The organism is Sphingopyxis terrae subsp. terrae NBRC 15098, from assembly GCF_001598815.1.
Classification (GTDB): domain Bacteria; phylum Pseudomonadota; class Alphaproteobacteria; order Sphingomonadales; family Sphingomonadaceae; genus Sphingopyxis; species Sphingopyxis terrae.
In genome coordinates, this window is sequence record NZ_BCZQ01000026.1 from 1 (window position 1) to 23,188 (window position 23,188).

Below are 23,188 nucleotides of genomic sequence, written 5' to 3' on the forward strand. Positions count from 1 at the left end.
TAGGTCTCAGCCCCTCCGTCAGCCCTGCGGGCTGCCACCTCCCCATCGCAACGCGACAGGGAGGATCATCAGCTCAGGCGTCAACCAGCGCCGGATAATCGATATAGCCCTCGGGCCCCGGCGAATACCAGCTCTGCGGATTGTCGGCGGCCCAGGCCGCGCCGGTGCGGATGCGTTCGACCAGATCCGGGTTGCCGATGAACGGCCGCCCGAAGCTGATCGCATCGGCAAGGCCGCTCGCCAGATCGGCTTCGGCTTTCGCCACGTCATAATCGCTGTTGAGCACCAGCGGCCCCTTGAACACCTGACGGATCGCCGGCGACTGCTTTGGCACGTCGGTCTTGCCGAAGGTACCGTCGGGGCCGGGCTCGCGCAGTTCGAGGAAAGCGATGCCCAGCGCGTCGAGCGCCGCGGCGGCGGCGGGGAACAGTATTTCGGGCGCGCTGTCATCGACACCCTGCGTCTCGCCATTGGGCGACAGGCGCACCGCGACGCGATCCTTGCCCCACACGCCGATCAGCGCTTCGGTCACTTCGCGGAGCAGACGGATGCGGTTTTCGACCGGACCGCCATAATCATCGTCGCGCAAATTGGTGCCGTCGCGCAGGAACTGGTCGATCAGATAGCCGTTGGCGCCGTGCAGTTGCACCCCGTCGAACCCGGCGCGCTTCGCATTTTCGGCAGCCGCGACATAGTCGGCGATCACGCGCGGAATCTCGTCGAGGCGCAGCGGGCGTGCTTCTTCGAGCTCGAGCCGCCCGACCGGCGTATGCGCGCGGCCTTCGCCCTTCGTTGCCGAAGCCGACACCGGCTGCTTGCCGTCGTTGAACACCGAATGGACGAGCCGGCCCATGTGCCACAGCTGCGCGACGATGCGGCCGCCCGCGGCATGGACCGCCTCGGTGACGGGCTTCCAGCCTTCGACCTGCGCGTCGGTCCACAGCCCCGGCGCCGACGGCCAGCCGAGCCCTTCCTGCGAAATTCCCGTCGCTTCGGAGATGATCAGCCCGGCCGAGGCGCGCTGGCGATAATATTCAACCGCAAGTTCGTTGGGGACGAAGCCGGGGCCGGCACGGCCGCGCGTCAGCGGCGCCATGAGGATGCGGTTGGGCGCGTCGATCGCGCCAAGCTTGATCGGGTCGAGAAGCGATGCGGGCATAGATTCCACCTTTCACTTTACCGGCGACGGCCCGTGCTGTCGCCGCTATGGCCACCGAAGCTATGGATGCGGCGGCCGCTGCACAATGGTGGGTAGCAAAAGAAAATCTAAATGAGCAACAAGCCAATCAGCCCGCCCACCGTTTCGCCGGTCGATCCGGTGGCCAAGCCGGTCGCCGCCACGGTGAACCGCTGGGCCTTTGCCGCGCTTGTCGGCGGCAATCTGGCGCTGTCGCTGACCGCGATGGTGGTGCGCTTCGCCGATACCGGCCCCGTGGCCGCGGCCTTCTGGCGGCTCGCGCTCGCGCTGCCGCTGCTCGCGCTGCTGATGCGGCGCGAAACGGGCGGCCGCCTGCCGCCGCGCGGCGCCCTGACGGTGGCGGCGGGGGCGGGGCTCTTCTTCGCGCTCGACCTTGCCGCCTGGCACCTCGGCATCCTTCAAACCAAGGTGGCCAATGCGACGCTGTTCGGCAACAGCGCCAGCCTGCTCCTCGTGCTGTGGGGGATTGCGGTCGCGCGCACCCTGCCGCGCGGGTGGCAGGCGGTGGCGGTGCTGCTCGCCTTCGCGGGGTCGGCGCTGCTGATGGGGCAAAGCTACGAGGCGTCGGCGGCCTATCTGGTCGGCGATCTGCTCAGCCTGCTCGCGGGGGCGCTCTATACGGGCTATGTGCTGATGATGCAGCGGGTGCGCGGCGACATCGGCCCTTGGTCGGCGCTCGCCATATCCTCCGCGGCGGGCATTCCGGTGCTGCTCGGCACCGCGCTGCTGTTCGGCGAAGCGATTCTGCCGCACAACTGGACACCGCTGATCGTGCTGGCGCTGATGAGCCAGCTGGTCGGGCAGGGGCTGCTCATCTGGGCACTGCCGCGTTTCTCGCCGCTCGTCGTCGGCCTGACCTTGCTCGTCCAGCCGGTGGTTGCGGCGACCGCGGGGTGGCTGATCTTCGGCGAGACGCTCAGCGTTATGGAATTGTTCGGCGGCGCGATGGTCGCTGCGGCGCTGGTGCTGATTCGGTTGCCGAGCCGCCGCGCGGCGCCTATCTGATGGTCATGGCCCAGCATCCGTCCGCCGCAACCCTGCCCGCCGATCCGACGCTCGACGAGATTCGCGCCGCGCTGGCGCCGCTCGTCGCGGCTTCCGCTGCCTTCGACGGCTTCACGGCCACCACGCTCGACGAAGCCGCGGACGCGCTCGGGATCGACCGCGACGTTGCGCGGCTCGCCTTTCCCGGCGGCGCGCGCGACATGGTCGATGCCTGGTTTGCTACGATCGATACCGCGATGGCGGAGTGCTGTCCGGCGGAGGCGCTCGCGACGATGAAGATTCGCGAACGCATCACCCGGCTCGTCGAAACGCGGATCGACCTGCTTGCCGCCAACCGCGAATCGCTGCGCCGCGCGCTGGCCTTGCTCGCGCTGCCGGGCAATGCGCCGCACGCGGCCAGGCTCGGCTGGCGCGCCGCCGACCTGATGTGGCGCCTCGCGGGCGACACCGCGACCGACTATAATCACTACAGCAAGCGCGCGATCCTCACCGGAGTCTATGGATCGACGATGGCGGTCTTCCTCAACGACGAGAGCGAAAATTTTGCCGAAACGCGTGCCTTCCTTGCGCGGCGGATCGACAATGTGATGCGCTTCGAAGCGTGGAAGCACCGCCGCGCTGCGCACCGCATCGAACGGCCCAGCCTCGCGCGCTTCGTGGGGCGGCTGCGCTACCCGGGACGCTGAGGGGGCGGCGCCGGCAAAATTGGGGCTGGCGCTTCGCTGCTGTTATTGATAATCGCTCGCAAATGATCGCGAAGCTCGATTCCTCCCCGCTTGGCATCGCGGTGCGCATCGCGCGCATCGACTGGACGTCGATGTCGCACGACGAAGGGCGCCGGCTGCGCGAATTCGGCTTGCTGGAGGGGAGCGAAGTCACCCCGCTGCATCGCGGGAGCCTGTTCTCGCGCGATCCGCTCGCGCTGACGATCGGGCGGATGAAAGTCATCATCCGCAGCAAGCAGGCCGCCGCCATAGAGGTCGAACCGGCGACGACATGACCGGTCCCGCACCCACGATCGCGCTGGTCGGCAATCCGAACGCCGGCAAATCGAGCCTGTTCAACGCGCTGACCGGCGCGCGGCAGAAGATCGCCAATTATCCGGGCGTCACAGTCGAACGCAAATCGGGCCATGCGAGCTTTGCCGACGGCCGGCCGCTGGCGCTGGTCGATCTGCCGGGCAGCTACAGCCTGTCGCCCGCCAGCCCCGACGAAGCGGTGACGCGCGATGTCGTGCTCGGCCGCCAGACGGGCGAGAAGCGCCCCGACGCGCTGATCGTCGTCGTCGACGCGGCGAACCTCGACAATCATCTCTGCTTCGCGCTCGAACTGATCGCGCTCGGCCTGCCGACCGTCGTCGCGCTCAACATGCTCGACCTGGCGGAGCGCGACGGGCTGACGCTCGATCCCGACCGGCTCGCCGCCGAACTCGGCGTGCCGGTGGTGCCCACCGTTGCGGTGCGCAAGCGCGGCCTGACCGAACTGCTTGCGGCGGTCGATGGCGCGATCCTCTCGCACGGCCTGTCGGCGACCGACCAGCCTGCGCCGCCGCCCGGCGACACCGCGCTGCACCAGCGCGCCCGCGCCATCGCGCGCGCCGCGACGCTCGCCGAAACGCCGGTGCGCCGCTGGACGCAGCGCGTCGATGCGGTCGCGCTCCATCCGGTCTTCGGGCTGCTGATCCTGCTCGCGCTGATGTTCGTGATGTTCCAGGCGGTCTATGCCTGGTCCGAAGCACCGATCGCCTGGATCGAGGACGGCATCGCCGCGCTGCAGGCGCTGGCGAGCGATCATATGGCCGCAGGCTTCCTGCGCGGGCTGGTGGTCGAAGGACTGCTCGCCGGCGTCGGCGCGGTCGTCGTCTTCCTGCCGCAGATCCTGATTCTCTTCCTCTTCATCCTGTTGCTTGAAGCCTCGGGCTATATGACTCGCGCCGCCTTCCTGATGGACGGGATCATGGCAAAGGTCGGCTTGTCGGGACGCGGGTTCATCCCGCTGCTTTCCAGCTTCGCCTGCGCGGTTCCCGGCATCATGGCGACGCGTGCGATTCCCGATGCGAAGGACCGGCTGACGACGATCCTGATCGCGCCGCTGATGACCTGTTCGGCGCGGCTGCCCGTGTACACGCTGATCATCGGCGCCTTCATCCCGAACCGCAGCGTCGGCGGATCGCCCGTTGGCCTGCAGGGACTCGTGCTGTTCGGCCTCTATGTGTCGGGCATCGTCGGCGCGCTGGTCGTCGCCTTCGTGCTGCGGCGGTCGGTAACAAAGGGCAATGCGGCGGGCTTCATGATGGAAATGCCGCGCTATCAATGGCCGCGGCTGCGCGATGTCGGCATCGCGCTGTGGCAGCGCGCGTGGATCTTCCTGCGCCGCGCCGGCACGATCATCGCAGCGACCACTGCGGTGCTGTGGCTGCTGCTCAGCTATCCGCAGGCGCCGGCGGGCGGCGACGTCCGCCAGGTCGATTACAGTATCGCCGGCCGCATCGCGAGCGGGCTGGAAGTCGTGGTGAAGCCGATCGGCTTCAACCACGACATCGCGCTCGCGCTGATCCCTGCGATGGCGGCGCGCGAGGTGGCCGTCTCGGCGCTCGCAACCGCTAATGCGATCGACGCGGGCGATGACGAGGACGCCGTCGCGCAATCGCTCAGCGAGCGGCTTCAGGGCCGCTGGAGCATCGCGACCGCGCTCGCCTTCCTCGCCTGGTTCGTCTTTGCCCCGCAATGTATCTCGACGATCGCGATCACCCGGCGCGAGACCAATGGATGGAGATGGCCGCTCTTCATGGTTGGCTATTTGTTCGCGCTCGCCTATGCCGCGGCAGGTATCACCTACTGGACAGCCGTTGCCTTTGGACTAGGCTGATCCTTCCAACATTCAAGCGGAGCGGAGCGGCATGGCTGGCAGCGTCAACAAAGTTATTCTGATCGGCAATCTGGGCGCCGATCCCGAAATCAAGTCGTTCCAGAACGGCGGCAAGATTGCCAATATCCGCATCGCGACCTCCGAACAGTGGAAGGACCGCATGACCGGCGAGCGCAAGGAGCGCACCGAATGGCACAATGTCGTCATCAACGGCGACGGCCTCGTCGGCGTCGTCGAGCGCTACCTTAAAAAAGGCTCGAAGGTTTATATCGAAGGGTCTTTGCGCACCCGCAAGTGGCAGGACCGTGACGGCAACGACCGCTACACGACCGAAGTCGTGATTGCGGGCATGGGCGGCACGTTGACCATGCTCGACGGTGCGCCTGGCGGCGGCGGTGGCGGCTCGCGCGGCGGCGATAGCTGGTCGCAGGGCGGCGGATCGGGCGGCGGCTGGGATCAGGGTGGCGCCGCGCCCGGCGGCGGCTCGGGCGGTGGCTGGAACCAGGGTGGCGGTGGCGGCTCGGGCGGCGGCCGTCCGCCGTTCGACGACGATCTGGACGACGACGTCCCCTTCTGAGGATTTCTGAGCCATGGCGAGTGACCTGCTGACCGCCGCGGACGTCGCGCGCGGCGTGTGCCGGCTGTTCGCGCAGCAGGGGCTCGTCGCGATCCCCGAGGTGACGCTCCCCAACGGCCGCCGTACCGACCTCACCGCGATCGACGCGAAGGGCCATATCACAATCGTCGAGATCAAGGTCAGCCGCGCCGATCTGCACGGTGACGGCAAATGGCCCGACTATTGCGACTGGTGCGACCGCTTCTATTGGGCGCTCGCGTCGGGCCTCGATCCTGCGATCCTCGAGACCGAGGGCTATCGCCCCGAAACCTCGGGCCTGATCGTCGCTGACCGCTATGGCGCCGCCGTGGTGCGCGAGGCCGCGAGCTGCAACCTCGCGCCCGCGCGGCGCAAGGCCGAACTGCTGCGGATCGGCCGGCTCGCGATGCGCCGTTCGATGATCGCCGCCGATCCCGAAATCGCGGCCGGCTGGGCCGAGCGCTGACGGCCTGTTTCAGGGGCGGTCGAGCGGCTCGGTGCGCTCATATTGGATGCACCAGGCAAGCCCCGCGGCGGTAAAGCCGACCCAAAGCAGCGCACCGATCCACATGATGCCGTGCCAATAGGCGGGCAGCGCGATGAACAGCAGCGCCGCCGCGGCCGATGCGATGCCCACCCGGGCATAGCTTTTGGCCGGCCGCTGCAAGCGCGTTTCGACATGCTGGACCGCTGCGGCGAGCAGCACGAGTGCGAGCGCCATCGCGGGCAGGAACAGGCCGATTTCGTGATGGACGAACTGGATCGCGAACAACAGGATGGCGCAGGCCCAGATCGCGATGCGCAGCCGGACGATCGCCTTGCGGCGCGGGTCGCTCATCCGCGCGCCTGCATCCGCGCCAGATAACGCGCGAGGACGTCGATCTCCAGATTGACCGGACGCCCCACCGCGACTTCGTTCAGCGTCGTCATCTCCTGCGTGTGCGGGATGATGTTCAGCGTGAAATGCGCGGTACCGTCCGGCTGATCGCTGACGTCGTTCACGGTCAGCGATATGCCGTCGAGCGTGATCGATCCCTTGGGCGCAATATGCGGCGCGAGCGATGCAGGTGCCTCGACGGTCAATTTGACGCTGTCGCCGACGGGATCGACCGCGACGATCCGGCCGACCGCATCGACATGTCCCGTCACGATATGTCCGCCCAGTTCGTCGCCGACGCGCAGCGCGCGCTCCAGGTTCAGGCGGCGCCCCGCGTCCCACATGCCCGGCGCGGTGCGCGCGAGCGTTTCGCCGCTTGCGTCGATCGCGAACCAGCCGCCGGGACCGTTGCTGCCGTCATCGACGCCCTTATCGACGACGGTCAGGCACGCGCCCGAACAGGCAATCGAGGCGCCCAGGTCGATCGTGTCGACGTCATAGCCGGTGCCGATGACGAGGCGCGTGTCGCCGCGATCCTCGCGGCTGCGGATGGTGCCGATGTCGGTGATGATGCCGGTAAACATGGGAGCGGTCATTCCTTCCTGATGCGCTCGTAGACGTCGATCCGGTCGCTGCCAAGCATCCGGCTGTCGGCCGGGCGCCAGCGCCCGTGCGCGCCCGCCAGATCGCCGAGGCCGATGTCGCCAAGCGCGCGGCGGCCGGCGCCGATCAGGATCGGCGCGCGATAGAGAAGCAGCCGGTCGACGCGGTCGGCGGCAAGAAAGGCGGCCGCGGCCCCGGCGCCGCCCTCGACGAGCAGCGAATCGATCGGCAGCGCATCCACAGCGTCCGGCGCCGCGAGCGCGGTCCAGCCGTCGGGGGCATCGCCGTGCGTCAGGAGCAGGCGCTGCGGGCTCCGCGACGCAAGTCCGGGCAGGCGGACGTCGAGTGTCGGCGCGTCGGCCGCGAAGGTACCGCGCCCGACCAGGATCGCGCCATGCCGCGCGCGTTCGAGATGCGCGTGCGCGCGGGCAGGGGCGCCGGTGATCCAGCGGCTCGACCCGTCGGCCATCGCGATGCAGCCGTCGAGCGAGGTCGCGAGTTTCAGCGTGACGAACGGCTGGCCGCGCGTCGCGCGTGACCACCAGGGGGCCATCGCCGCCTGCGCTTCGCCGGAAAGCAGGCCGGTCTCGACCGCTATTCCGGCCGCGCGCAGCCGGGCGATGCCCTGTCCGTCGGTGCGCGGATCGGGATCCTGCGCGGCGACAACGACGCGTGCGACGCCCGCGGCGATCAGCAAGTCGGCGCAGCACGGGCCGCGGGCGCTCGCATGGGCGCAGGGTTCCAGACTGACATAGGCGGTTGCGCCGTGCGCGGCGTCGCCCGCCGCCGCCAGTGCCATCGCTTCGGCGTGCGGCCGGCCGCCCGCCTGCGTCCAGCCGCGCGCGACTACGCGGCCGTCCTTGACGATCAGGCAGCCGACATTGGGGTTGGGGACGGCCTGGGGGCGACCGCGCTGCGACAGCGCGATCGCCGCGGCCATCCAGTCGGCGTCGGCGCGCACCGGGGTCAGGGCTGGGCCGCGGGCGCCGCCGCGCCGCGCGCCGCACGCTCGGCGAGCGTCGAGCGCTTTGGCGGCTCGGGTTTCTTTTCGATGGCGTCGGCTTCCTTGCCCAGCGTCTCGCGCGTCACCTTCTCGGCTTCGCTGGCGTCATACTCGACCCCCATCATGTCCGCGAGCCGCTGGAATTCGGCGCGGCGCTTGGCGTTGGCGCGCGTCGTTTCCTTGGCGCGCGCCACCCAGTCGGCGCGTATCTCCGCTTCGCTGCGGTCGGCCTTCCAGTTTTCGAAATAGATGATCTGCGGCTTGGGTCTTTCATAGGGCACAAGATATTTGGAAAAGCCGTAGAAGATCAGCAGCGGCAGCACGATCGCGAGGCCCCACACCGTCCAGCGGTGCGGGCGCGGTTCGCGGATATAGGCCCAGAAATCCGACAGGCCGCCGCCGACATCCCAATTTTTGAGCATAGACATGGCGCCAATCTAGGCGATGTCGCGCCCATTTGCGAGGGGGTGCGCGCGCGGAAGGGATTGCATGCTTTGCATGCTATCGATGCCAATGATTGCAATTTTTGCAATGCCGGATGCTCATTTCGCAGTTGCACAATCAATTGTGCAGTGCAATATCACACTTGCCTTTTAGGCATCCTCTCCCAAAAACTTTCAAGGGTCGCCCTCGGGCGGCCCTTTTTTTCGACCTTTTTGGTGGAGAAACGCGAATCGGCGGCGTTTGGCGCGAATCGCCTACCTTAATCCTGAATGGGCAAGCGGGTTTCGAATCGCCGGACTTCGGCGATAAAGCTGCCCGGAAGCGCGGTCGGCTTGCCCGTGTCTAGGTCGAGATGCGCGTAGCTGATCTCGATATCGGTCAGCCGTTCGGCGCCGCGGAATATCGCACAATGCAGCGTGAAACTCGTCCGCCCGAAGTGGCTGACGCGCGCCGCGATGGTGATCAACTCGTCGAGCCGCGCCGGTGCGTGATAGTCGATTTCGCTATGCACTTCGCGGATATCTGTACCATATTGGTGAAAATAGGGCCCCGGCTGTCCTTCGCCCAGCGCGCGAAAATATTCGGTCACCCCGATGTCGGCGTAAATCAGATAATTGCCGCTGAAGACGATATTCTGGCCGTCGATCTCGTTGAAGCGGACGCGCACATCCTGCTGGACGCGAAAATCGTCGCGCGGGACAGCCCAGTTGGCCTGATCCATGCCGCGCTCCTCAGGCCGCGAGCGCGGCGACGCCGCGATCGATCGGCGCGCAGGCGGCGGCCAGCCATTCGCGGTCGGCCGCGACCATCCCGGGCGACAGCTTCTCTACCACCTCGGCATGATAGGCGTCGAGCCAGTCGGCTTCGGCGGGCGACAGCATCGCCCCGACGATCAGGTTGCGCGCGATCGGCGCGAAGGTGATCGTTTCAAAGCCCAGCATATCCTCCTCGGCCCCCTCGATCCGGACGGGTTCGACCACCACCAGATTCTCGATGCGGATGCCGAAATGGCCGGCCTTGTAATAGCCGGGCTCGTTCGACAGGATCATGCCCGCATGCAGCGGCTCCTCGGTCCCCGCCTGTCCGCCGGCGGGCTTGGCGATGCGCTGCGGCCCTTCGTGAACCGCCAGATAGGCGCCGACGCCGTGGCCGGTGCCATGCGCATAATCTACCCCGTCGGCCCACAGATATTGCCGCGCCAGAATGTCGAGCTGGCTGCCGCGCGTGCCCTTGGGAAAGCGCGCGGTTGCGAGCGCGATATGCCCTTTCAGCACCTGCGTGAAGCGGCGGCGCATTTCGGCGCTGGGTTCGCCGATCGCGATGGTGCGCGTGATGTCGGTCGTGCCGTCGGCATATTGCCCGCCCGAATCGACGAGATAGAGCGTGCCCGTCTCGATCGCGCGATTGGTCGTTTCATCGACCTTGTAATGCGGCAGTGCGCCGTTAGGACCGGCGGCCGAGATGGTATCGAAGGACAGATCCTTCAAAACGCCGCTTTCGTCGCGAAAGGCGCGCAATTTCGCCGCCGCGCCGAGTTCGTCGAGCCCGCCCTGCGGCGCGACCTCTTCCATCCATTTGAGGAAGCGCGCGACCGCGACGCCGTCGCGGACATGCGCGGCGCGGGTCCCGGCAAGCTCGGCGCTGTTCTTGATCGCCTTGGGCAGCACCGCCGGGTCGCGGTGGCGCGCGATCTTTGCGCCCGCACCTTCGAGCGCGGTAAAGATCGCCGCGACCGCGCGGTCGGGATCGACCGCGACACGCTTGCCCGCCAGCGCCGCGAGCGCAGGCTCGAAGGCGGTGCGGTCGTGGATGCGCACGCTGTTGCCGAGATGCGCGCGCACTGCGTCGGTGATCTTTTCGGGCGCAACGAACAGGTCGGCGGTGGCGTCGTCATGGAGCAGAGCAAAGGCAAGCCCGACGGGCGTGTGGCTGACGTCTTCACCGCGGATGTTGAAGGTCCAGGCGATCGAATCGAGCGCGGTCATCACCGTGGTGTCGAGCCCCTGCGCCTTCAGCCAGTCGGCGATCACGCCGCGCTTGTCGGCCGCTGACTGCCCCGCCTGCTCGGTATCATAGACCGCGATCGGCGCGGCGCTCGGCGCGGGCTGGTCGTCCCACACCGCGTCGATGGGGTTGGTGTCGACCGCAATCAGGCTGGCGCCCTTCGCGGTCAGCGCCGCCGCCAGGCCGCGCGCCCAGTCGATGCCGTGCAACCACGGATCATAGCCGATCTTCTGCCCGGCGCTGACATTGGCGCCCAGCCATTCGGCGACGCTAGACTGCGGCACTCCGACATAATCGTAAAGCGATCCGTCGACCTGGTCGCGCACCTGCACCGTATAGCGGCCGTCGACGAACACCGCCGCCTTCGCCGGCAGCACCGCGGCGGTTCCGGCCGATCCGCCGAAGCCGGTCAGCCACGCCATGCGCTGCGCATAGGCGCCGACATATTCGCTCATATGCTCGTCGCTGATCGGCACGACAAAGCCGTCGAGGCCGCGGCGCGCGAGTTCGGCGCGCAGGCGGGCGAGGCGATCTGCATGGTCGGGGGTGGACATGCGCTGTTCCTTGTTCCTACATCGCAGCCAATTCCTGCCCGATCGGGGCGATGCTGCGGGGGTTTTCTTGATGCGCGCTATTTGGATGTTTCTGGCCGCAATTACCACCCCGCTTGTCGCGTCCGGCAGCGCGTTCGCCGAAGAGAAAGAGACGATATTGACCACCAGCCCCGCCGCTCCGGTCGCCGACAAGCGGCCGCACCAAGTCACGCTGCACGGCAAGACGCTGTCCGATCCCTATTTCTGGCTCCGCGACCAGAGCTATCCGGTGATCGATGACGCGGACATCCTCGATTATGTGAAGGCCGAAAACGCCTATTTCGATGCCGCGATGAAACCGCACGCCCAGCTGGTCGAGACGTTGTTTCAGGAGATGAAGGGGCGGATCAAGGAAGCCGATTCGTCGGTGCCCCAGAAGGACGGCGACTGGCTCTATTGGGTCGAATATGAAGAGGGCGCCGAATATAAGAAATGGTATCGCAAGCCCGCGTCCGGCATGGGCGAGACCCAGCTGATCCTCGACGAGGTCGCGATGGCGGAGGGCAAGGAATATTTCCGCCTCGCCGAACTGTCGATCAGCCCCGACGGCAGGCTGATGGCCTATTCGTTCGACGACAATGGCTCCGAACGCTTCGAGGCGCGCGTGCGCAATCTGGAAACGGGCGAACAACTGCCCGACGTTATCCCCGGAACGCTGTCCTCGCTCGTCTGGACGTCGGGGAATGACGCGATCCTCTATGGCCTCGCGAACGAGAATTGGCGCACCGACAATGTCCGGCTGCACAAGCTCGGCACCCCCGTCGCCGACGACAAGCTGCTCTACAAGGAGCCCGACATCGGCTTCGGGGTCGGGATCGGCAAGACCGCCGCCGACAATTATATCGTGATCGCGACGGGCGATAACGAGACGAGCGAGGTCTATCTTCTCCCCGCCGATAACCCGGAAGCGCCGATGCAGCTCGTCTCGGCGCGCCAGAAGGGCCGCGAGTACAGCGTCGATGAGCGCGACGGCACGCTCTATATCCACACCAATGACGAGCATCCCAACTTCCGCATCGCCACCGCGAGCGTGAAGGATCCGGGCAAGTGGACCACGCTGATCCCCGGATCGGACCATAGTTACATCACCGGTCTGTCGATATTCCGCGACTATTTCGTCATCGAAGCGCGCGAGGACGGGCTCGATCAGGTCGATGTCCGCCGCTATGACGCGCCGCTGACCCCCGGCCGGATCAAATTTCCCGAGGCGACTTATGTGGCGGGCCTCGGCGACAATCCCGAATATCATCAGGACAAGCTGCGGCTCGATTATGAATCGATGGTCACGCCCGACACCGTCTATGATTATGATCTGGCGAGCGGAACGCTCGAAACGCTGAAGGTGCAGGAAATCCCTTCGGGTTACGATGCCACGCAATATGTAACCGAAAGGGTTAATCTTCCGAGCCGCGACGGCAAGACACTGATCCCCGCCTCGCTCGTCTACAAAAAGGGCACCAAGCTCGACGGCAGCGCGCCGATGCATCTCTATGCCTATGGGTCTTACGGCTATCGCGTCCCGCCGGGCTTTTCGACGACGCGGCTCAGCCTCGTCGATCGCGGCATGATCTATGCGATCGCGCATGTCCGCGGCGGCGACGATCTGGGCCGCGGCTGGTATCTCGCAGGCAAGACGACCGAGCGTAAAAACACGTTCAACGACTTCATCGACGTCGCGCGCGGGTTGATCGCGAAGAAATACACCAGCGCTGGCAAGATTTCGGTCGAGGGCCGCTCGGCGGGCGGGCAGGTGATGGGCGTGATCTATAACGAGGCGCCCGAGCTGTGGGGCGCGGTGCTTGCGGGCGTCCCCTTCGTCGATGTGATCAACACGATGGTCGACGAAACGCTGCCGCTGACCCCCGGCGAATGGCCCGAATGGGGCAACCCGATCACCGACAAGGCCGCGTTCGACTATATGCTGAGCTACAGCCCCTACGACAATGTCACCGCAAAGGCCTATCCGCCGATGCTGGTGTCGGCGGGGCTCAATGACCCGCGCGTGACCTATTGGGAACCCGCCAAATGGGTCGCCAAGCTCCGCGCGACGCGGACGAACGACGCGACGCTGCTGCTGCGCACCAACATGGGCGCGGGCCACGGCGGCAAATCGGGCCGCTGGGGCGCGCTCCACGAAGATGCCGAGGAATATGCCTTCGTGCTGACGCAGTTGGGGGTGGAGAAGTAGGAACCCCTATTCGTCATCCCCGCGAAGGCGGGGATCCAGCTCGCGCCGTTGAAAGCTGGATCCCCGCCTTCGCGGGGATGACGAATGGTTATGCCAGATAGCCCCGCGCCACCAACTCGCGCTCCAGCGCCGCCGCATCGACGAACCGGTGCCCCGCGATCCCGACCGATTCGGCGCCCGCGATATTGTGCGCGACGTCGTCGATGAAGAGGGCGCCAGCGGGATCGATGCCGAATCGTTCGATGGCGAGGCGATAGATCGCGGGATCGGGCTTCATCAGCTTCTCGGTACCCGAGACGATAATATCGCGGAAGCGGTCGAACACTGGCTGGGTCGGGCGGAAGCCCTCCCAGAATTCATGCCCAAAATTGGTGATAGCGAATAGCGGAACTCCCGCCGCGTCGAGCCGCTCGACCAGTTCGAGGCTGCCGGGCATCGGCCCCGGAATCGTCTCGTTGAAGCGCGCCGCATAGGCGTCGATCAGCGTCGCATGCGCCGGATATTCGGCCTTCAGCTCGGGCAGCATTTCGGCGAGCGGCCGCCCCGCGTCGTGCTGGAAATGCCACTGCGGCGTGACGACGTTGGTCACGAACCATTCGAGCTCGCCCGCATCGTCGATCAGCTTGGCGAACAGATAGCGCAGGTCCCAGTCGAACAGGACGCGGCCGACATCGAAAATGACGCTCTGGCGAATCATGGCTGCTCCGGACACGCGAAAGCGCCGCCGGAAGCATCCGACGGCGTTACGCTTACTCGCAAATGCGCGGGGACACGCGGTCCCGGCAAGGCGTTTAGCCTTGGCGCGCCTTGAAGCGGCGGTTGGTCTTGTTGATCACATAGGTGCGGCCACGACGACGGATAACGCGGTTATCCCGGTGGCGGTCCTTCAGCGACTTCAGGCTGTTGCGAATCTTCATTGGTCTGTTCCGTAAATCTTGGCGTTGTTACGCGAAGCGGCGCAACTATGGGGAAGCGGGTGAAAAGTCAACCGGGTCCCACCCTTATTTCGTCATTCCGGACTTGATCCGGAATCCATTGCCGCGCCGAAGTCGTGGACCCCGGATCAAGTCTGTCCTGAGCTTGTCGAAGGGTACGGGGTGACGACAGTTTTATCCCGCGAGCGCCTTCTGCCGTCGCCGTTGCACCGACGAGCCATAGCCCATTGCCTCGCGATATTTGACCACGGTGCGCCGCGCGATGTCGTGGCCTTCGGCCGACAGCTTCTGCGCGATCGTCTCGTCGGACAGGATCGCCTTGGGATCCTCGGCCTCGATCATCGCCTTGATCCGGCTCTTCACCGCCTCGGCCGACACCGCGCCGTCGCCCTCGGTCGCCGAAATCCCCGACGAGAAGAAATATTTGAGTTCGAACAGGCCGCGTGCGCACGACAGATATTTGTTGCTGGTGACGCGGCTGACGGTCGATTCGTGCATCCCGATCGCCTCGGCCACCTGGCGCAGCGTCAGCGGGCGCATATGCGCGACGCCGTGGAGGAAAAAGCCCTCTTGCTGCTTCACAATCTCGCTCGCGACCTTGACGATCGTGCGCTGGCGCTGGTCGAGCGCGCGCACCAGCCAGTTGGCGCCCGCGAGCTGTTCGGACAGCCACGCCTTGCTCTTGGCCGCGGCATCCTTTGCCAGTTCGGTGTAATAGCGGCGATTGACGAGCAACCGCGGAAGCGTGCCGCTGTTCACCTCGACCGCCCAGCCCTTCGCGGTCTGGCGGACATAAAGGTCGGGCACCACCGCCTGCGTCGCGGTGCCGCCGAAGCGCAGGCCGGGCTTGGGGTCATAGCCGCGCAGTTCGCGGATCATGTCGGCCAGATCCTCGTCATCGACGCCGCAGATGCGCTTGAGCTGCGGGAAAGCGCCCTTCGCCACTAGGTCGAGATGCGCGATCATCGTCGCCATCGCGGGATCGTAGCGGTCGGCCTCGCGCGCCTGGATCGCGATACATTCGGCGAGGTCGCGGCCGCCGACGCCTGAAGGGTCGAAGCTCTGGACGCCCGCGAGCACGGCCTCGACCAGCGCGAGCGGCACGCCGAGCCGCTGCGCCAGCTCGGCGAGATCGGCGCGCAGATAGCCCGCCTCGTCGATCAGCGCGACGATCTGTTCGGCGACCATCGCCTCGATGCCCGAGAATCGCTCGCCGACCTGGGCGAGCAGATGGTCGTAAAGCGTGCCGTCGTCGCCCGCGAAGCTGTCGAAATCGATGCCCTCGCCGTCGCCCGACAGCCCCACCGAATCGCTCGCGCTGTCGTGGTGGAACCGTTCCTCGGCAAAATCGACGTCGAGATCGTCGGCGGTACCCGCTTCGGACGACAGCGCCAGGTCGGTGTCGGCGGGCGGGCCGTCGGACGGCGGCGCTTCGTCGCCCCCCTCGTCATCGCCGGGTTCGCGGTCGCCCGGCGTCGCATCGAGCAGCGGATTGCCTTCGAGCGCCTCGGCCAGATAGGCTTCGAGTTCGAGGTTCGACAGCGCGAGCAGCTTGATCGCCTGCTGCAGCTGCGGCGTCATCACCAGCGATTGCGACTGGCGTAAATCGAGGCGTGGACCCAACGCCATCGGCGACTACCGCATCAAAGCGAAAAGCCCTCGCCAAGATACAGGCGGCGGACCTCTGGGTCGGCCACCAGCTCGGCGGGCGATCCGGCAAGCAGCACCTTGCCGTCGTAGATGATGCAGGCGCGGTCGACGAGGTCCAGCGTCTCGCGCACATTATGGTCGGTGATCAGCACGCCGATGCCGCGTGTCTTGAGGTCGGCGACAAGGTCGCGGATATCGCTGATCGAAATGGGGTCGATGCCGGCGAAGGGTTCGTCGAGCAGCATGATCGACGGGTTCGCCGCGAGCGCGCGCGCGATTTCGGCGCGTCGCCGCTCGCCGCCCGACAGCGCCATCGCCGCCGCGCTGCGCAGCCGGGTCAGGCCGAATTCGTCGAGCAGCTCGTCGAGCCGCTGCTGGCGCGCGATCTTGTCGGGTTCGGCGAGTTCGAGCACCGCGGCGATATTCTGTTCGACCGTCATCCCGCGAAAGATCGAGGTTTCCTGCGGCAGATAGCCAAGGCCCAGGATCGCGCGGCGATACATGGGCAGCGCGGTGATGTCGGCGCCGTCGAGCATGATGCGTCCGGCGTCGGGCTTGACCAGCCCCATGATCGAATAGAAGCAGGTCGTCTTGCCCGCGCCATTGGGGCCGAGCAGGCCGACGACCTCGCCCTTGGCGACCGACAGCGACACGTCCGACAGGACGGTGCGCTTGTCATAGCTTTTGGCGATCGAAATAACCGCCAGCCCGTTGCCCGCCGCCGCGTCCTGCTGGACGTGCGCGGTATGCTCGGCGACGCCGTGATCGGTGTCGGAAAGCGTGCCGGCGGTGGATTGATCGGTCATAGGATCTTCGGTTCCGTTCTGGGTTCCTGTCGCTGCCCCCATGCGCGCGTTACCCCAGCGACGCGGCGGAGGTCAATCTGGCAAGATTTTTGCAGGGATAAATGGAGAAGCCATCAGGGCGATAAAAAGGTCGGGTGCTAAAAGGAGCGTGTGCACCCGCGAAGGCGGGTGCCCATCTCCGACCGGTTCAAACTGGCACTGGCGGGAGATGGATCCCCGCCTTCGCGGGGACACGCGCCATAATCAATGCGCCGCCTGCGGCCCGCGCACGACGCCCGACGCCGCAAGCTGATCGTCGATCGCCGCCATCAGCCGCGCAAGCGCCGCCTCATCCTTCGCCTCGGCGCGGGCGACGAGAACGTCCTGCGTGTTCGATGCGCGCAGCAGCCACCAGCCGTCGTCGGTCAGCACGCGCGCGCCGTCGGTGCGGTCGACCGTTGCGCCCGCCGCGGTCAGCCGCGCCAGAACCTCGTCCACAATGGCGAATTTGCGCACCTCGTCGACCTGGAAGCGCAGTTCGGGGGTGTTGACCATCGCGGGCATTTCGCCGCGCAATTGGGTGACGCTCTTGCCGAGCTTCGTCGCCGCCTCGATCAGCCGGACCGCCGCGTAGGGCGCGTCGTCATAGCCGTAATAATGGTCGGCGAAGAAGATATGCCCGCTCATCTCGCCGGCCAGCGGGCTGCCGGTTTCCTTCATCTTTGCCTTGATCAGGCTGTGTCCGGTCTTCCACATCAGCGGCTTGCCGCCGAGTTCGGCGACCCGGTCGAACAGCGCCTGACTGGCCTTCACATCGGCGATCACCGTCGCCCCCGGCCGTTCCTTCAGCACTGCGGCGGCATAGATCTGCAGCAGCTGGTCGCCCCAGATCACCCGGCCTTCGCCGTCGATCGCGCCGATGCGGTCGCCATCTCCGTCGAATGCGACGCCGAAGTCGAGCTTCTTCGCGGCGACGAGCGCCTTCAGGTCGGCGAGGTTCTTTTCCTCGGTGGGATCGGGATGGTGGTTCGGAAAATGGCCGTCGATATCGGTGTAGAGGAGATGATGTTCGCCGGGCAGGCGCGCGGTGAGCTTTTCGATCACCGTGCCCGCGGCGCCGTTGCCCGCATCCCAGCCGATGCGGAAGGCGCCGCCGGCGAACCCTTGGACCAGCCGGTCGACATAGGCATCGACGATATCGATGCTCTGCGCCGTGCCTTCTCCTCCCGGGTTGACGGCTTCCCAGTCGCCCGCGGCGGCCATTTCGCCGATCCGCTGGATATCGGCGCCGAAGAAGGGGCGGCCCTGAAACACCATCTTGAAGCCATTATAGTCGGGGGGGTTGTGGCTGCCGGTTATCTGTATGCCGCCGTCCACATCTTCGGTTGATGCGGCATAATAGAGCATCGGCGTCGGCCCCAGCCCGACATTGAGCGCGTCGATGCCCGCGGCATTGATCCCGGCGATCAGCGCGTCGGCGAGCATCGGCGACGACAGCCGCCCGTCGTAACCGACCGCCACCCGCTTGCCGCCGGCACGTGCGATCAGCGTCGCGAAGCTGCGCCCGATGGCATGGGCGTCCGCATCGGACAGCGTGTCGCCAACCACCCCGCGAATGTCATATTCGCGCAGCATGGTCGGGTGGAATCGATGGGTCATGGATGCCTCTCGGGAGGATGGAGGGTCAGGCGACGGCGAACAGGTCGCCGTCGGGGTGGAGCCGTTCGCGCTGCGGCAGGTTGAGCCCCGCCATCGCCTCGCGCAATTCCTGCCGCGCGACGACATGGCCGATCCCCATGCCGCCGAGATGCGCCTTGTCGAGCAGGGTGAGGCCGGCCGGGAACAACTCGCGATAGATCACGCGCTCGCCCAGCCCCGGAATGACGCGAAAGCCGACGCGCCGCGACAATTGGTTCAGCGCTTCGCCAACGCGGCGCATATTGTGCGCGTCGACATGCTGCAGACGGTTGCGCAGGATGATCCAGTCGATCGTCCGCCCGTCGCTTTTCGCCCGCGCCTTGCGCGTGTCCCAGATCAGTTCGGAATAGAAGCTGGGGCGGGTGACCTGAAAACTCTCGGGGTCGACCTGACCGATGAGGTCGAAATCGATGAAGCTGTCGTTGATCGGGGTGACGAGCGTATCGGCGGTGGTGGCAAGGTGGCGGGCGAACACATCGTCGCGGCCGGGCGTGTCGGCGACGAAATAATCGACCCCGTCGGCCAGCCGCGCAACCTGTTCGTCGAGTTCCTCGACGGTCGAGCCTTCGAACACCTCGAACTGTGGCATCGGCAGGTCGATCCCGCGGCGCTTGGCGGTGTTGGTGCGGTTTTCGAGATAGCGGTGAAAGGTGCGCTGGCGCGGGTCGAGGTCGATCCCCGCGACGCGCCAGCCCTGGCTCGCCAGCGCGACCGCGAAATGCACCGCGCAGGTCGATTTGCCCGTGCCGCCCTTTTCATTGGCGAAGATGATCCGGTGCGGTGGGGCTTTCGTCATGACCGTTGCGATTTTCCTGTTGGCGCGGCATGGCGGCCGCATGAAGGGCGTATTGGCGCCGCCAATATCGGAGGCAGGGCAAGCGTGCAAATCATCCGTGACATCGCCACGCTCCACCGCGCGGTCGCGGCGCTGAAGCAGGGCGGCAAGAGCGTCGCGCTGGTGCCGACGATGGGCGCGCTGCACGCCGGGCATCTGTCGCTCGTCCGCATGGGCCGCCGCGTTGCCGACCATGTCGTGGTGTCGATCTTCGTCAACCCGACCCAGTTCGGGCCGAACGAGGATTATGCCGCCTATCCGCGCGACGAGGCGCGCGACGCCGCGCTGCTGGTCGAGGAAGGCGTGGCGCTGCTCTGGGCGCCCGATGTCGCGACCATGTATCCGGGCGGCCATGCCACGCATATCGAGGTGGCCGAACTCGGCGCCGACTATTGCGGCGCGGCGCGGCCGGGGCATTTCGACGGCGTCGCAACCGTCGTCGCCAAATTGTTCAACCAGGTGCGCCCCGACGTCGCCATCTTCGGCGAAAAGGATTGGCAGCAGCTGGCGATCATCCGCCGCATGGCGCGCGATCTCGATTTCGCGCTCGATATATTGGGCGCGCCGATCGCGCGCGATGGCGACGGGCTCGCGCTGTCGTCGCGCAACGCCTATCTGTCGCCCGAACAGCGCGCCGCCGCGGCGGCCCTTCCGGACGCGCTCAAGGCCGCCGTGGCGGCAATCGCGGGCGGCGCCGATGTCGCCGAAACGCTCGCCGATGCCGAGGCGGCAATCATCGCGGGCGGGTTCGACAGCGTCGATTATGTCGCGCTCGCCGACGCCGACAGCCTCGAAAGATTGACGATATTCCGCGCGCCGGCACGTCTTCTGGCGGCGGCGCGGATGGGGAAAACGCGCCTGATCGACAATTATGCGGTCGATTGATCAAGCGAAAAATTGGCGGATTTCTGTCGTTTGCGCCGCTTATCCCCAAAAAAATCACCGCGCCGTTAACGCTTTGTTGACCATAAGCCGCAAGGTTTGACCCCGAAGTCTCCATGTGGGGTGGAGACGACAGGGGGTTATCATGGCTAACAGTCTGAAGTCTGCCCAGTATCTGATCGAAAGCCGGCTGCTCGATGCGGCGCGCGGTGATGCCAGTGCCTATTTCGACCTTGGCGTGGCCTTCTCGACCGGCACCGGCGGTGTCGAAGTCGATCTGATCCAGGCGCATAAATGGTTCAATCTTTCGGCGCTCGGCGGCAATATCGAAGGCCAGCAGTGCCGCGCCGACGTTTCGGCCGAAATGAGCCGCGACGAGATCGCCGAGGCGCAGCGCCAAGCGCGCGCATGGCTCGACGAAACCGCCCGCCGCCCGGCCGCCCGTCGCTACGCCGCCTGATTCCTCAGCCGCTCCGTCGGAACGGCATCTGTCCTTCCAGCCATTGCATTTCGGATTCCTCGGCCGCCCGTTCGCGTTCCAGAAAGTCCGCGACCGCGCGGCGGAATCCCGGATCGGCGATGAAATGCGCCGACCAGGTCGCAACGGGGGCATAGCCGCGGGCCAGCTTGTGCCCGCCCTGTGCGCCGGCCTCGACTCGCGCGAGACCGCGCGCGATCGCAAGGTCGATGGCGCGATAATAGCATAGCTCGAAATGCAGATAGGGAATGTCGATCAGGCATCCCCAATAGCGGCCATAAAGCGTGTCGGCGCCGATCAGGTGCATCGCGCCCGCCACCGGCCGCCCGTCCTGCCACGCGATGCTCAGCAACACCTTGTCGGCCATGCGCGCACCGATCATGTCGAATGCCGCGCGGGTCAGATAGGGATGTCCCCATTTGCGTGCGCCGGTGTCTTGATAAAAGGCCCACATCGCGTCCCAATGTTCGGGGCGGATCGCGTCGCCGCTGACATCCTCGATTCGCAGACCCTGGACCGCACGCGCGCGTTCCTTGCGAAGCTGCTTGCGCTTTGCCGAGGTCAGCGTGGCGAGGAAATCGTCGAAATCGCGATAGCCGCGATTGGCGAAATGGAATTGGATGTCGCGGCGGAGCAGCCAGCCCGCCGCCTCGAACAGCGGCATCTGTTCGGGCGCAACAAAGGTCGCATGCGCCGACGACAGGTCGTTCTGCCGGACCACCGCCTCGGCCGCGCGCAGCAGCAGCGTCGCATCGTCGATCTCGGCCGCGAGCAGCCGCGGTCCGGGTACCGGGGTAAAGGGCACCGCGATCTGAAGCTTGGGATAATAGGCGCCCCCGGCGCGCTCCCACGCGTCGGCCCATATATGGTCGAAGACATATTCGCCCTGACTGTGCGTCTTCAGATAGGCGGGCGCCGCGGCGACGAGCTGGCCCGCGCCATCCTCGACCAGCAAGGGCGCGGGCTGCCATCCGGTTCCCGGCCCGACGCTCCCCGATTCTTCGAGCAGCGCCAGAAAGGCATGGCCGACGAAGGGATTGCCGCCGCCTGCCAGCGCGTCCCACGCCGCCGCCTCGACCGCGGCGACGCCGGTGCCGAGCGACAGGGTGCGGGCGGGCGGGTCTGCCTCGGCCACGATGGGCTTACGCGGGCTTCACCGCGACGATCGCGTCGACTTCGACCGCCGCGCCGAGCGGCAGCACCGACACGCCGACGGCGCTGCGCGCGTGGCGACCCGCTTCGCCGAACAGCGATTCCATCAGCTCGGAAGCGCCGTTCGCGACCTTGGGCTGCTGCGTGAAGGCGGGATCGCTGTTCACGAACACGCCCAGCTTGACGATCTTTTCGACCCGCGACCAATCGCCGTCCAGCGCCTTGCCGATCTGGGCGACGAGCATCAGGGCACAGCGCCGCGCGGCGTCATAGCCGCTTGCCTCGTCGGTGTCGGCGCCCAGCCGTCCGGTCACGACCTGCCCGTCGCGGAAGGGAAGCTGGCCGCTGATATGCAGCAGCCCGCCGGCCTCGACGACGGGGACATAGGCGGCAACCGGCGCGGCGGGTTTGGGAAGCTCGAGGCCGAGGTCGGCGAGCTTGGCGGCAATATCCATGGTGATTCCTTCTGTCTCGATTGGGGGATTATACGGCCTGCGGCGCCGGGGCCGGAGCCTTTTCGGCAAGCCGCGCCAAAATCCAGTCCTGCGCCGCTGCCCAGTCGTCTATGCGGGCATGGGCATGGCGCGCGGCGGGTATCTTGTCCGCGATCGCGGGCTCGCCGACCATGTGCAGGCGCCACACGTCGGGCGCCTCGATCGCGACCGAATGATGATGGTTCGCAAGGTCGTCGATGAACACCGCGACCGGCGGCCGGCGCTCCTCGATCAGCGCGCGCACCGGCTCGCCCTTGCCGCCGCGGCTGCCGATCACCGGTGCGTCGAAGCCAAGGGCCGCAAGCTGCGCCATGCGCGCCGCCTGATGGTCAGGGCCGACATTGGTCAGCACGACGATGTCGGCGTGGCGCGCGATTTCGGCCATCGCGGAAAGCGCGCCGGGAATCGGATATTGGCGCGGCATTTCGGTGCGGAAAAAGCCGTCGAGCAGCGGCCAGACCTCGGCCGCTTCCAGCGGCGTGCCGCATTCCTTGCGCTTCAGCGCGCCGGCGAAACTCGTGTCCTCCATCCGAAAGATCACGCCATGTTCCTCGTCGACCCACTGCGCAAAGGGGACGACCATGTGCATCAGCACCTCGTCGCAATCGGTGATGACGAGCGGGCGGGTCATGGCGTCGGTCCTTCCAGTCCTTCGAGGCGGCGCGCGGCAGCGGCCAAGGCTTCGGCGTCTATATCGAGTGCTTCTGCGCAGGCGACAAGGTCGGGTTCGTGCGCGGCAAGAAAGCCGAGGATCGCCGCCAGCGTCGCGCGATCGCCGAGCGAGGCGCGCAGACCTTCGGGCGACAGGCCGGTCATGCCGAGCAGCCGTTCGGCCCGCGGCTCGTCGGCCAGAATCCAGCCGAGCGCGTGCAGCGCCAGCGCCGCGTCGCCGTCATTCACG

General features: G+C 66.6%; 26 protein-coding genes. 9 read left to right on the forward strand and 17 right to left on the reverse strand.

Annotation, left to right across the window (positions count from 1 at the left end; all coding sequences use genetic code 11):
• Positions 1–73: 73 nt before the first annotated feature.
• On the reverse strand, positions 74–1,159 hold the full coding sequence (locus tag STE01S_RS14785; protein ID WP_003046829.1) for an alkene reductase: 1,086 nt from the start codon (positions 1,157–1,159) through the stop codon (positions 74–76).
• A 111-nt stretch (positions 1,160–1,270) separates the two neighbouring features.
• On the opposite strand from STE01S_RS14785, the gene STE01S_RS14790 reads away from it, so the two are divergent.
• The 6 genes from STE01S_RS14790 to STE01S_RS14815 all read left to right on the forward strand — a co-directional run bounded on the left by STE01S_RS14790 (position 1,271) and on the right by STE01S_RS14815 (position 6,132).
• On the forward strand, positions 1,271–2,203 hold the full coding sequence (locus tag STE01S_RS14790; RefSeq protein ID WP_062769044.1) for a DMT family transporter: 933 nt from the start codon (positions 1,271–1,273) through the stop codon (positions 2,201–2,203).
• Complete coding sequence (locus tag STE01S_RS14795) at positions 2,203–2,889, forward strand: COQ9 family protein (protein WP_120694199.1); 687 nt, start codon at positions 2,203–2,205, stop codon at positions 2,887–2,889. The genes STE01S_RS14790 and STE01S_RS14795 overlap by 1 nt, the downstream gene beginning before the upstream one ends.
• A 62-nt stretch (positions 2,890–2,951) precedes the next feature.
• A complete protein-coding gene (locus STE01S_RS14800; RefSeq protein WP_003046824.1) occupies positions 2,952–3,203 on the forward strand; it encodes a FeoA family protein in 252 nt (83 codons plus the stop codon).
• The gene (feoB, locus tag STE01S_RS14805; RefSeq protein ID WP_058810979.1) at positions 3,200–5,071 is read left to right on the forward strand and encodes a ferrous iron transporter B; all 1,872 of its coding nucleotides are present in this window, start codon (positions 3,200–3,202) and stop codon (positions 5,069–5,071) included. The genes STE01S_RS14800 and feoB overlap by 4 nt, the downstream gene beginning before the upstream one ends.
• A 31-nt stretch (positions 5,072–5,102) precedes the next feature.
• Positions 5,103–5,648: a single-stranded DNA-binding protein gene (gene ssb, locus STE01S_RS14810; RefSeq protein ID WP_003046820.1), complete on the forward strand. Its 546-nt coding sequence runs from the start codon at positions 5,103–5,105 to the stop codon at positions 5,646–5,648.
• A gap of 13 nt (positions 5,649–5,661) precedes the next feature.
• Positions 5,662–6,132 carry an MmcB family DNA repair protein gene (locus STE01S_RS14815; protein WP_003046818.1) on the forward strand — a complete coding sequence of 157 codons (471 nt, stop codon included), beginning with the start codon at positions 5,662–5,664 and terminating at the stop codon, positions 6,130–6,132.
• A 9-nt stretch (positions 6,133–6,141) separates the two neighbouring features.
• On the opposite strand, the gene STE01S_RS14820 is transcribed toward STE01S_RS14815, so the two are convergent.
• The 6 genes from STE01S_RS14820 to STE01S_RS14845 all read right to left on the reverse strand — a co-directional run bounded on the left by STE01S_RS14820 (position 6,142) and on the right by STE01S_RS14845 (position 11,151).
• On the reverse strand, positions 6,142–6,504 hold the full coding sequence (locus STE01S_RS14820; RefSeq protein ID WP_062769047.1) for a hypothetical protein: 363 nt from the start codon (positions 6,502–6,504) through the stop codon (positions 6,142–6,144).
• The gene (locus STE01S_RS14825) at positions 6,501–7,127 is read right to left on the reverse strand and encodes a riboflavin synthase (RefSeq protein ID WP_062769187.1); all 627 of its coding nucleotides are present in this window, start codon (positions 7,125–7,127) and stop codon (positions 6,501–6,503) included. The genes STE01S_RS14820 and STE01S_RS14825 overlap by 4 nt, the downstream gene beginning before the upstream one ends.
• An 8-nt stretch (positions 7,128–7,135) precedes the next feature.
• A complete protein-coding gene (gene ribD / locus STE01S_RS14830) occupies positions 7,136–8,086 on the reverse strand; it encodes a bifunctional diaminohydroxyphosphoribosylaminopyrimidine deaminase/5-amino-6-(5-phosphoribosylamino)uracil reductase RibD (RefSeq protein ID WP_062769190.1) in 951 nt (316 codons plus the stop codon).
• 26 nt (positions 8,087–8,112) lie between these two features.
• Entirely contained in the window at positions 8,113–8,577 is a 465-nt protein-coding gene (locus STE01S_RS14835) for a hypothetical protein (protein WP_255265970.1), read from the reverse strand.
• Positions 8,578–8,852: 275 nt separating this feature from the next.
• Positions 8,853–9,314, reverse strand: coding sequence for an acyl-CoA thioesterase (locus STE01S_RS14840; protein WP_062769053.1), 462 nt, complete (start codon positions 9,312–9,314; stop codon positions 8,853–8,855).
• Positions 9,315–9,324: 10 nt separating this feature from the next.
• Positions 9,325–11,151: an aminopeptidase P family protein gene (locus STE01S_RS14845; protein WP_062769056.1), complete on the reverse strand. Its 1,827-nt coding sequence runs from the start codon at positions 11,149–11,151 to the stop codon at positions 9,325–9,327.
• A 70-nt stretch (positions 11,152–11,221) separates the two neighbouring features.
• Between STE01S_RS14845 and STE01S_RS14850 the strand changes: the two genes are divergently transcribed.
• Positions 11,222–13,378 carry a S9 family peptidase gene (locus tag STE01S_RS14850; protein WP_255265971.1) on the forward strand — a complete coding sequence of 719 codons (2,157 nt, stop codon included), beginning with the start codon at positions 11,222–11,224 and terminating at the stop codon, positions 13,376–13,378.
• A gap of 88 nt (positions 13,379–13,466) precedes the next feature.
• Here STE01S_RS14850 and STE01S_RS14855 read toward each other — a convergent pair whose 3' ends face one another.
• The 6 genes from STE01S_RS14855 to STE01S_RS14880 form a co-directional block, all read right to left on the reverse strand.
• Positions 13,467–14,075 carry an HAD family hydrolase gene (locus STE01S_RS14855; RefSeq protein WP_062769059.1) on the reverse strand — a complete coding sequence of 203 codons (609 nt, stop codon included), beginning with the start codon at positions 14,073–14,075 and terminating at the stop codon, positions 13,467–13,469.
• Positions 14,076–14,169: 94 nt separating this feature from the next.
• Positions 14,170–14,295 (reverse strand): type B 50S ribosomal protein L36, encoded by a 126-nt coding sequence (ykgO, locus tag STE01S_RS14860; protein WP_003046794.1) that lies wholly within the window; start codon positions 14,293–14,295, stop codon positions 14,170–14,172.
• Positions 14,296–14,487: 192 nt separating this feature from the next.
• A complete protein-coding gene (gene rpoN / locus STE01S_RS14865; RefSeq protein ID WP_062769062.1) occupies positions 14,488–15,942 on the reverse strand; it encodes an RNA polymerase factor sigma-54 in 1,455 nt (484 codons plus the stop codon).
• A 14-nt stretch (positions 15,943–15,956) separates the two neighbouring features.
• Complete coding sequence (gene lptB / locus STE01S_RS14870; protein WP_003046761.1) at positions 15,957–16,769, reverse strand: LPS export ABC transporter ATP-binding protein; 813 nt, start codon at positions 16,767–16,769, stop codon at positions 15,957–15,959.
• A gap of 243 nt (positions 16,770–17,012) precedes the next feature.
• The gene (gene pgmG / locus STE01S_RS14875) at positions 17,013–18,407 is read right to left on the reverse strand and encodes a phosphoglucomutase/phosphomannomutase PgmG (RefSeq protein ID WP_040590214.1); all 1,395 of its coding nucleotides are present in this window, start codon (positions 18,405–18,407) and stop codon (positions 17,013–17,015) included.
• A 25-nt stretch (positions 18,408–18,432) separates the two neighbouring features.
• Positions 18,433–19,242, reverse strand: coding sequence for a division plane positioning ATPase MipZ (locus tag STE01S_RS14880; protein WP_062769196.1), 810 nt, complete (start codon positions 19,240–19,242; stop codon positions 18,433–18,435).
• A gap of 84 nt (positions 19,243–19,326) precedes the next feature.
• Here STE01S_RS14880 and panC point away from each other — a divergent pair, with 84 nt between their 5' ends.
• Positions 19,327–20,166, forward strand: a complete 840-nt coding sequence (panC, locus tag STE01S_RS14885) for a pantoate--beta-alanine ligase (RefSeq protein WP_062769065.1) — start codon at positions 19,327–19,329, stop codon at positions 20,164–20,166.
• 142 nt (positions 20,167–20,308) lie between these two features.
• Positions 20,309–20,623, forward strand: a complete 315-nt coding sequence (locus tag STE01S_RS14890) for an SEL1-like repeat protein (RefSeq protein WP_058810989.1) — start codon at positions 20,309–20,311, stop codon at positions 20,621–20,623.
• Between the two features lie 4 nt (positions 20,624–20,627).
• On the opposite strand, the gene STE01S_RS14895 is transcribed toward STE01S_RS14890, so the two are convergent.
• From STE01S_RS14895 to STE01S_RS14910, 4 genes are read right to left on the reverse strand one after another with little or no spacing between them, the layout of a single operon-like run.
• Positions 20,628–21,776, reverse strand: a complete 1,149-nt coding sequence (locus STE01S_RS14895) for a GNAT family N-acetyltransferase (RefSeq protein WP_062769068.1) — start codon at positions 21,774–21,776, stop codon at positions 20,628–20,630.
• A gap of 7 nt (positions 21,777–21,783) precedes the next feature.
• Positions 21,784–22,248, reverse strand: coding sequence for a RidA family protein (locus STE01S_RS14900; protein WP_003046743.1), 465 nt, complete (start codon positions 22,246–22,248; stop codon positions 21,784–21,786).
• Positions 22,249–22,276: 28 nt separating this feature from the next.
• The gene (locus STE01S_RS14905; RefSeq protein ID WP_058810991.1) at positions 22,277–22,918 is read right to left on the reverse strand and encodes an HAD family hydrolase; all 642 of its coding nucleotides are present in this window, start codon (positions 22,916–22,918) and stop codon (positions 22,277–22,279) included.
• Positions 22,915–23,187: a DUF3572 family protein gene (locus STE01S_RS14910; protein WP_082813356.1), complete on the reverse strand. Its 273-nt coding sequence runs from the start codon at positions 23,185–23,187 to the stop codon at positions 22,915–22,917. The genes STE01S_RS14905 and STE01S_RS14910 overlap by 4 nt, the downstream gene beginning before the upstream one ends.
• Between the last annotated feature and the right edge of the window lies 1 nt (position 23,188).

Coding starts and splice junctions, on each gene's coding strand:
- STE01S_RS14835 (WP_255265970.1), bottom strand. CDS start 8,577: ATGTCTATGCTCAAAAATTGGGATGTCGGCGGCGGCCTGTCGGATTTC.
- STE01S_RS14845 (WP_062769056.1), bottom strand. CDS start 11,151: ATGTCCACCCCCGACCATGCAGATCGCCTCGCCCGCCTGCGCGCCGAA.
- STE01S_RS14815 (WP_003046818.1), top strand. CDS start 5,662: ATGGCGAGTGACCTGCTGACCGCCGCGGACGTCGCGCGCGGCGTGTGC.
- STE01S_RS14825 (WP_062769187.1), bottom strand. CDS start 7,127: ATGTTTACCGGCATCATCACCGACATCGGCACCATCCGCAGCCGCGAG.
- feoB (WP_058810979.1), top strand. CDS start 3,200: ATGACCGGTCCCGCACCCACGATCGCGCTGGTCGGCAATCCGAACGCC.
- STE01S_RS14790 (WP_062769044.1), top strand. CDS start 1,271: ATGAGCAACAAGCCAATCAGCCCGCCCACCGTTTCGCCGGTCGATCCG.
- STE01S_RS14890 (WP_058810989.1), top strand. CDS start 20,309: ATGGCTAACAGTCTGAAGTCTGCCCAGTATCTGATCGAAAGCCGGCTG.
- ykgO (WP_003046794.1), bottom strand. CDS start 14,295: ATGAAGATTCGCAACAGCCTGAAGTCGCTGAAGGACCGCCACCGGGAT.
- STE01S_RS14855 (WP_062769059.1), bottom strand. CDS start 14,075: ATGATTCGCCAGAGCGTCATTTTCGATGTCGGCCGCGTCCTGTTCGAC.
- STE01S_RS14800 (WP_003046824.1), top strand. CDS start 2,952: ATGATCGCGAAGCTCGATTCCTCCCCGCTTGGCATCGCGGTGCGCATC.
- STE01S_RS14900 (WP_003046743.1), bottom strand. CDS start 22,248: ATGGATATTGCCGCCAAGCTCGCCGACCTCGGCCTCGAGCTTCCCAAA.
- lptB (WP_003046761.1), bottom strand. CDS start 16,769: ATGACCGATCAATCCACCGCCGGCACGCTTTCCGACACCGATCACGGC.
- STE01S_RS14795 (WP_120694199.1), top strand. CDS start 2,203: ATGGTCATGGCCCAGCATCCGTCCGCCGCAACCCTGCCCGCCGATCCG.
- rpoN (WP_062769062.1), bottom strand. CDS start 15,942: ATGGCGTTGGGTCCACGCCTCGATTTACGCCAGTCGCAATCGCTGGTG.
- STE01S_RS14820 (WP_062769047.1), bottom strand. CDS start 6,504: ATGAGCGACCCGCGCCGCAAGGCGATCGTCCGGCTGCGCATCGCGATC.
- STE01S_RS14880 (WP_062769196.1), bottom strand. CDS start 19,242: ATGACGAAAGCCCCACCGCACCGGATCATCTTCGCCAATGAAAAGGGC.
- STE01S_RS14840 (WP_062769053.1), bottom strand. CDS start 9,314: ATGGATCAGGCCAACTGGGCTGTCCCGCGCGACGATTTTCGCGTCCAG.
- ssb (WP_003046820.1), top strand. CDS start 5,103: ATGGCTGGCAGCGTCAACAAAGTTATTCTGATCGGCAATCTGGGCGCC.
- ribD (WP_062769190.1), bottom strand. CDS start 8,086: ATGGCCGCGGCGATCGCGCTGTCGCAGCGCGGTCGCCCCCAGGCCGTC.
- STE01S_RS14785 (WP_003046829.1), bottom strand. CDS start 1,159: ATGCCCGCATCGCTTCTCGACCCGATCAAGCTTGGCGCGATCGACGCG.
- STE01S_RS14905 (WP_058810991.1), bottom strand. CDS start 22,918: ATGACCCGCCCGCTCGTCATCACCGATTGCGACGAGGTGCTGATGCAC.
- pgmG (WP_040590214.1), bottom strand. CDS start 18,407: ATGACCCATCGATTCCACCCGACCATGCTGCGCGAATATGACATTCGC.
- STE01S_RS14850 (WP_255265971.1), top strand. CDS start 11,222: ATGCGCGCTATTTGGATGTTTCTGGCCGCAATTACCACCCCGCTTGTC.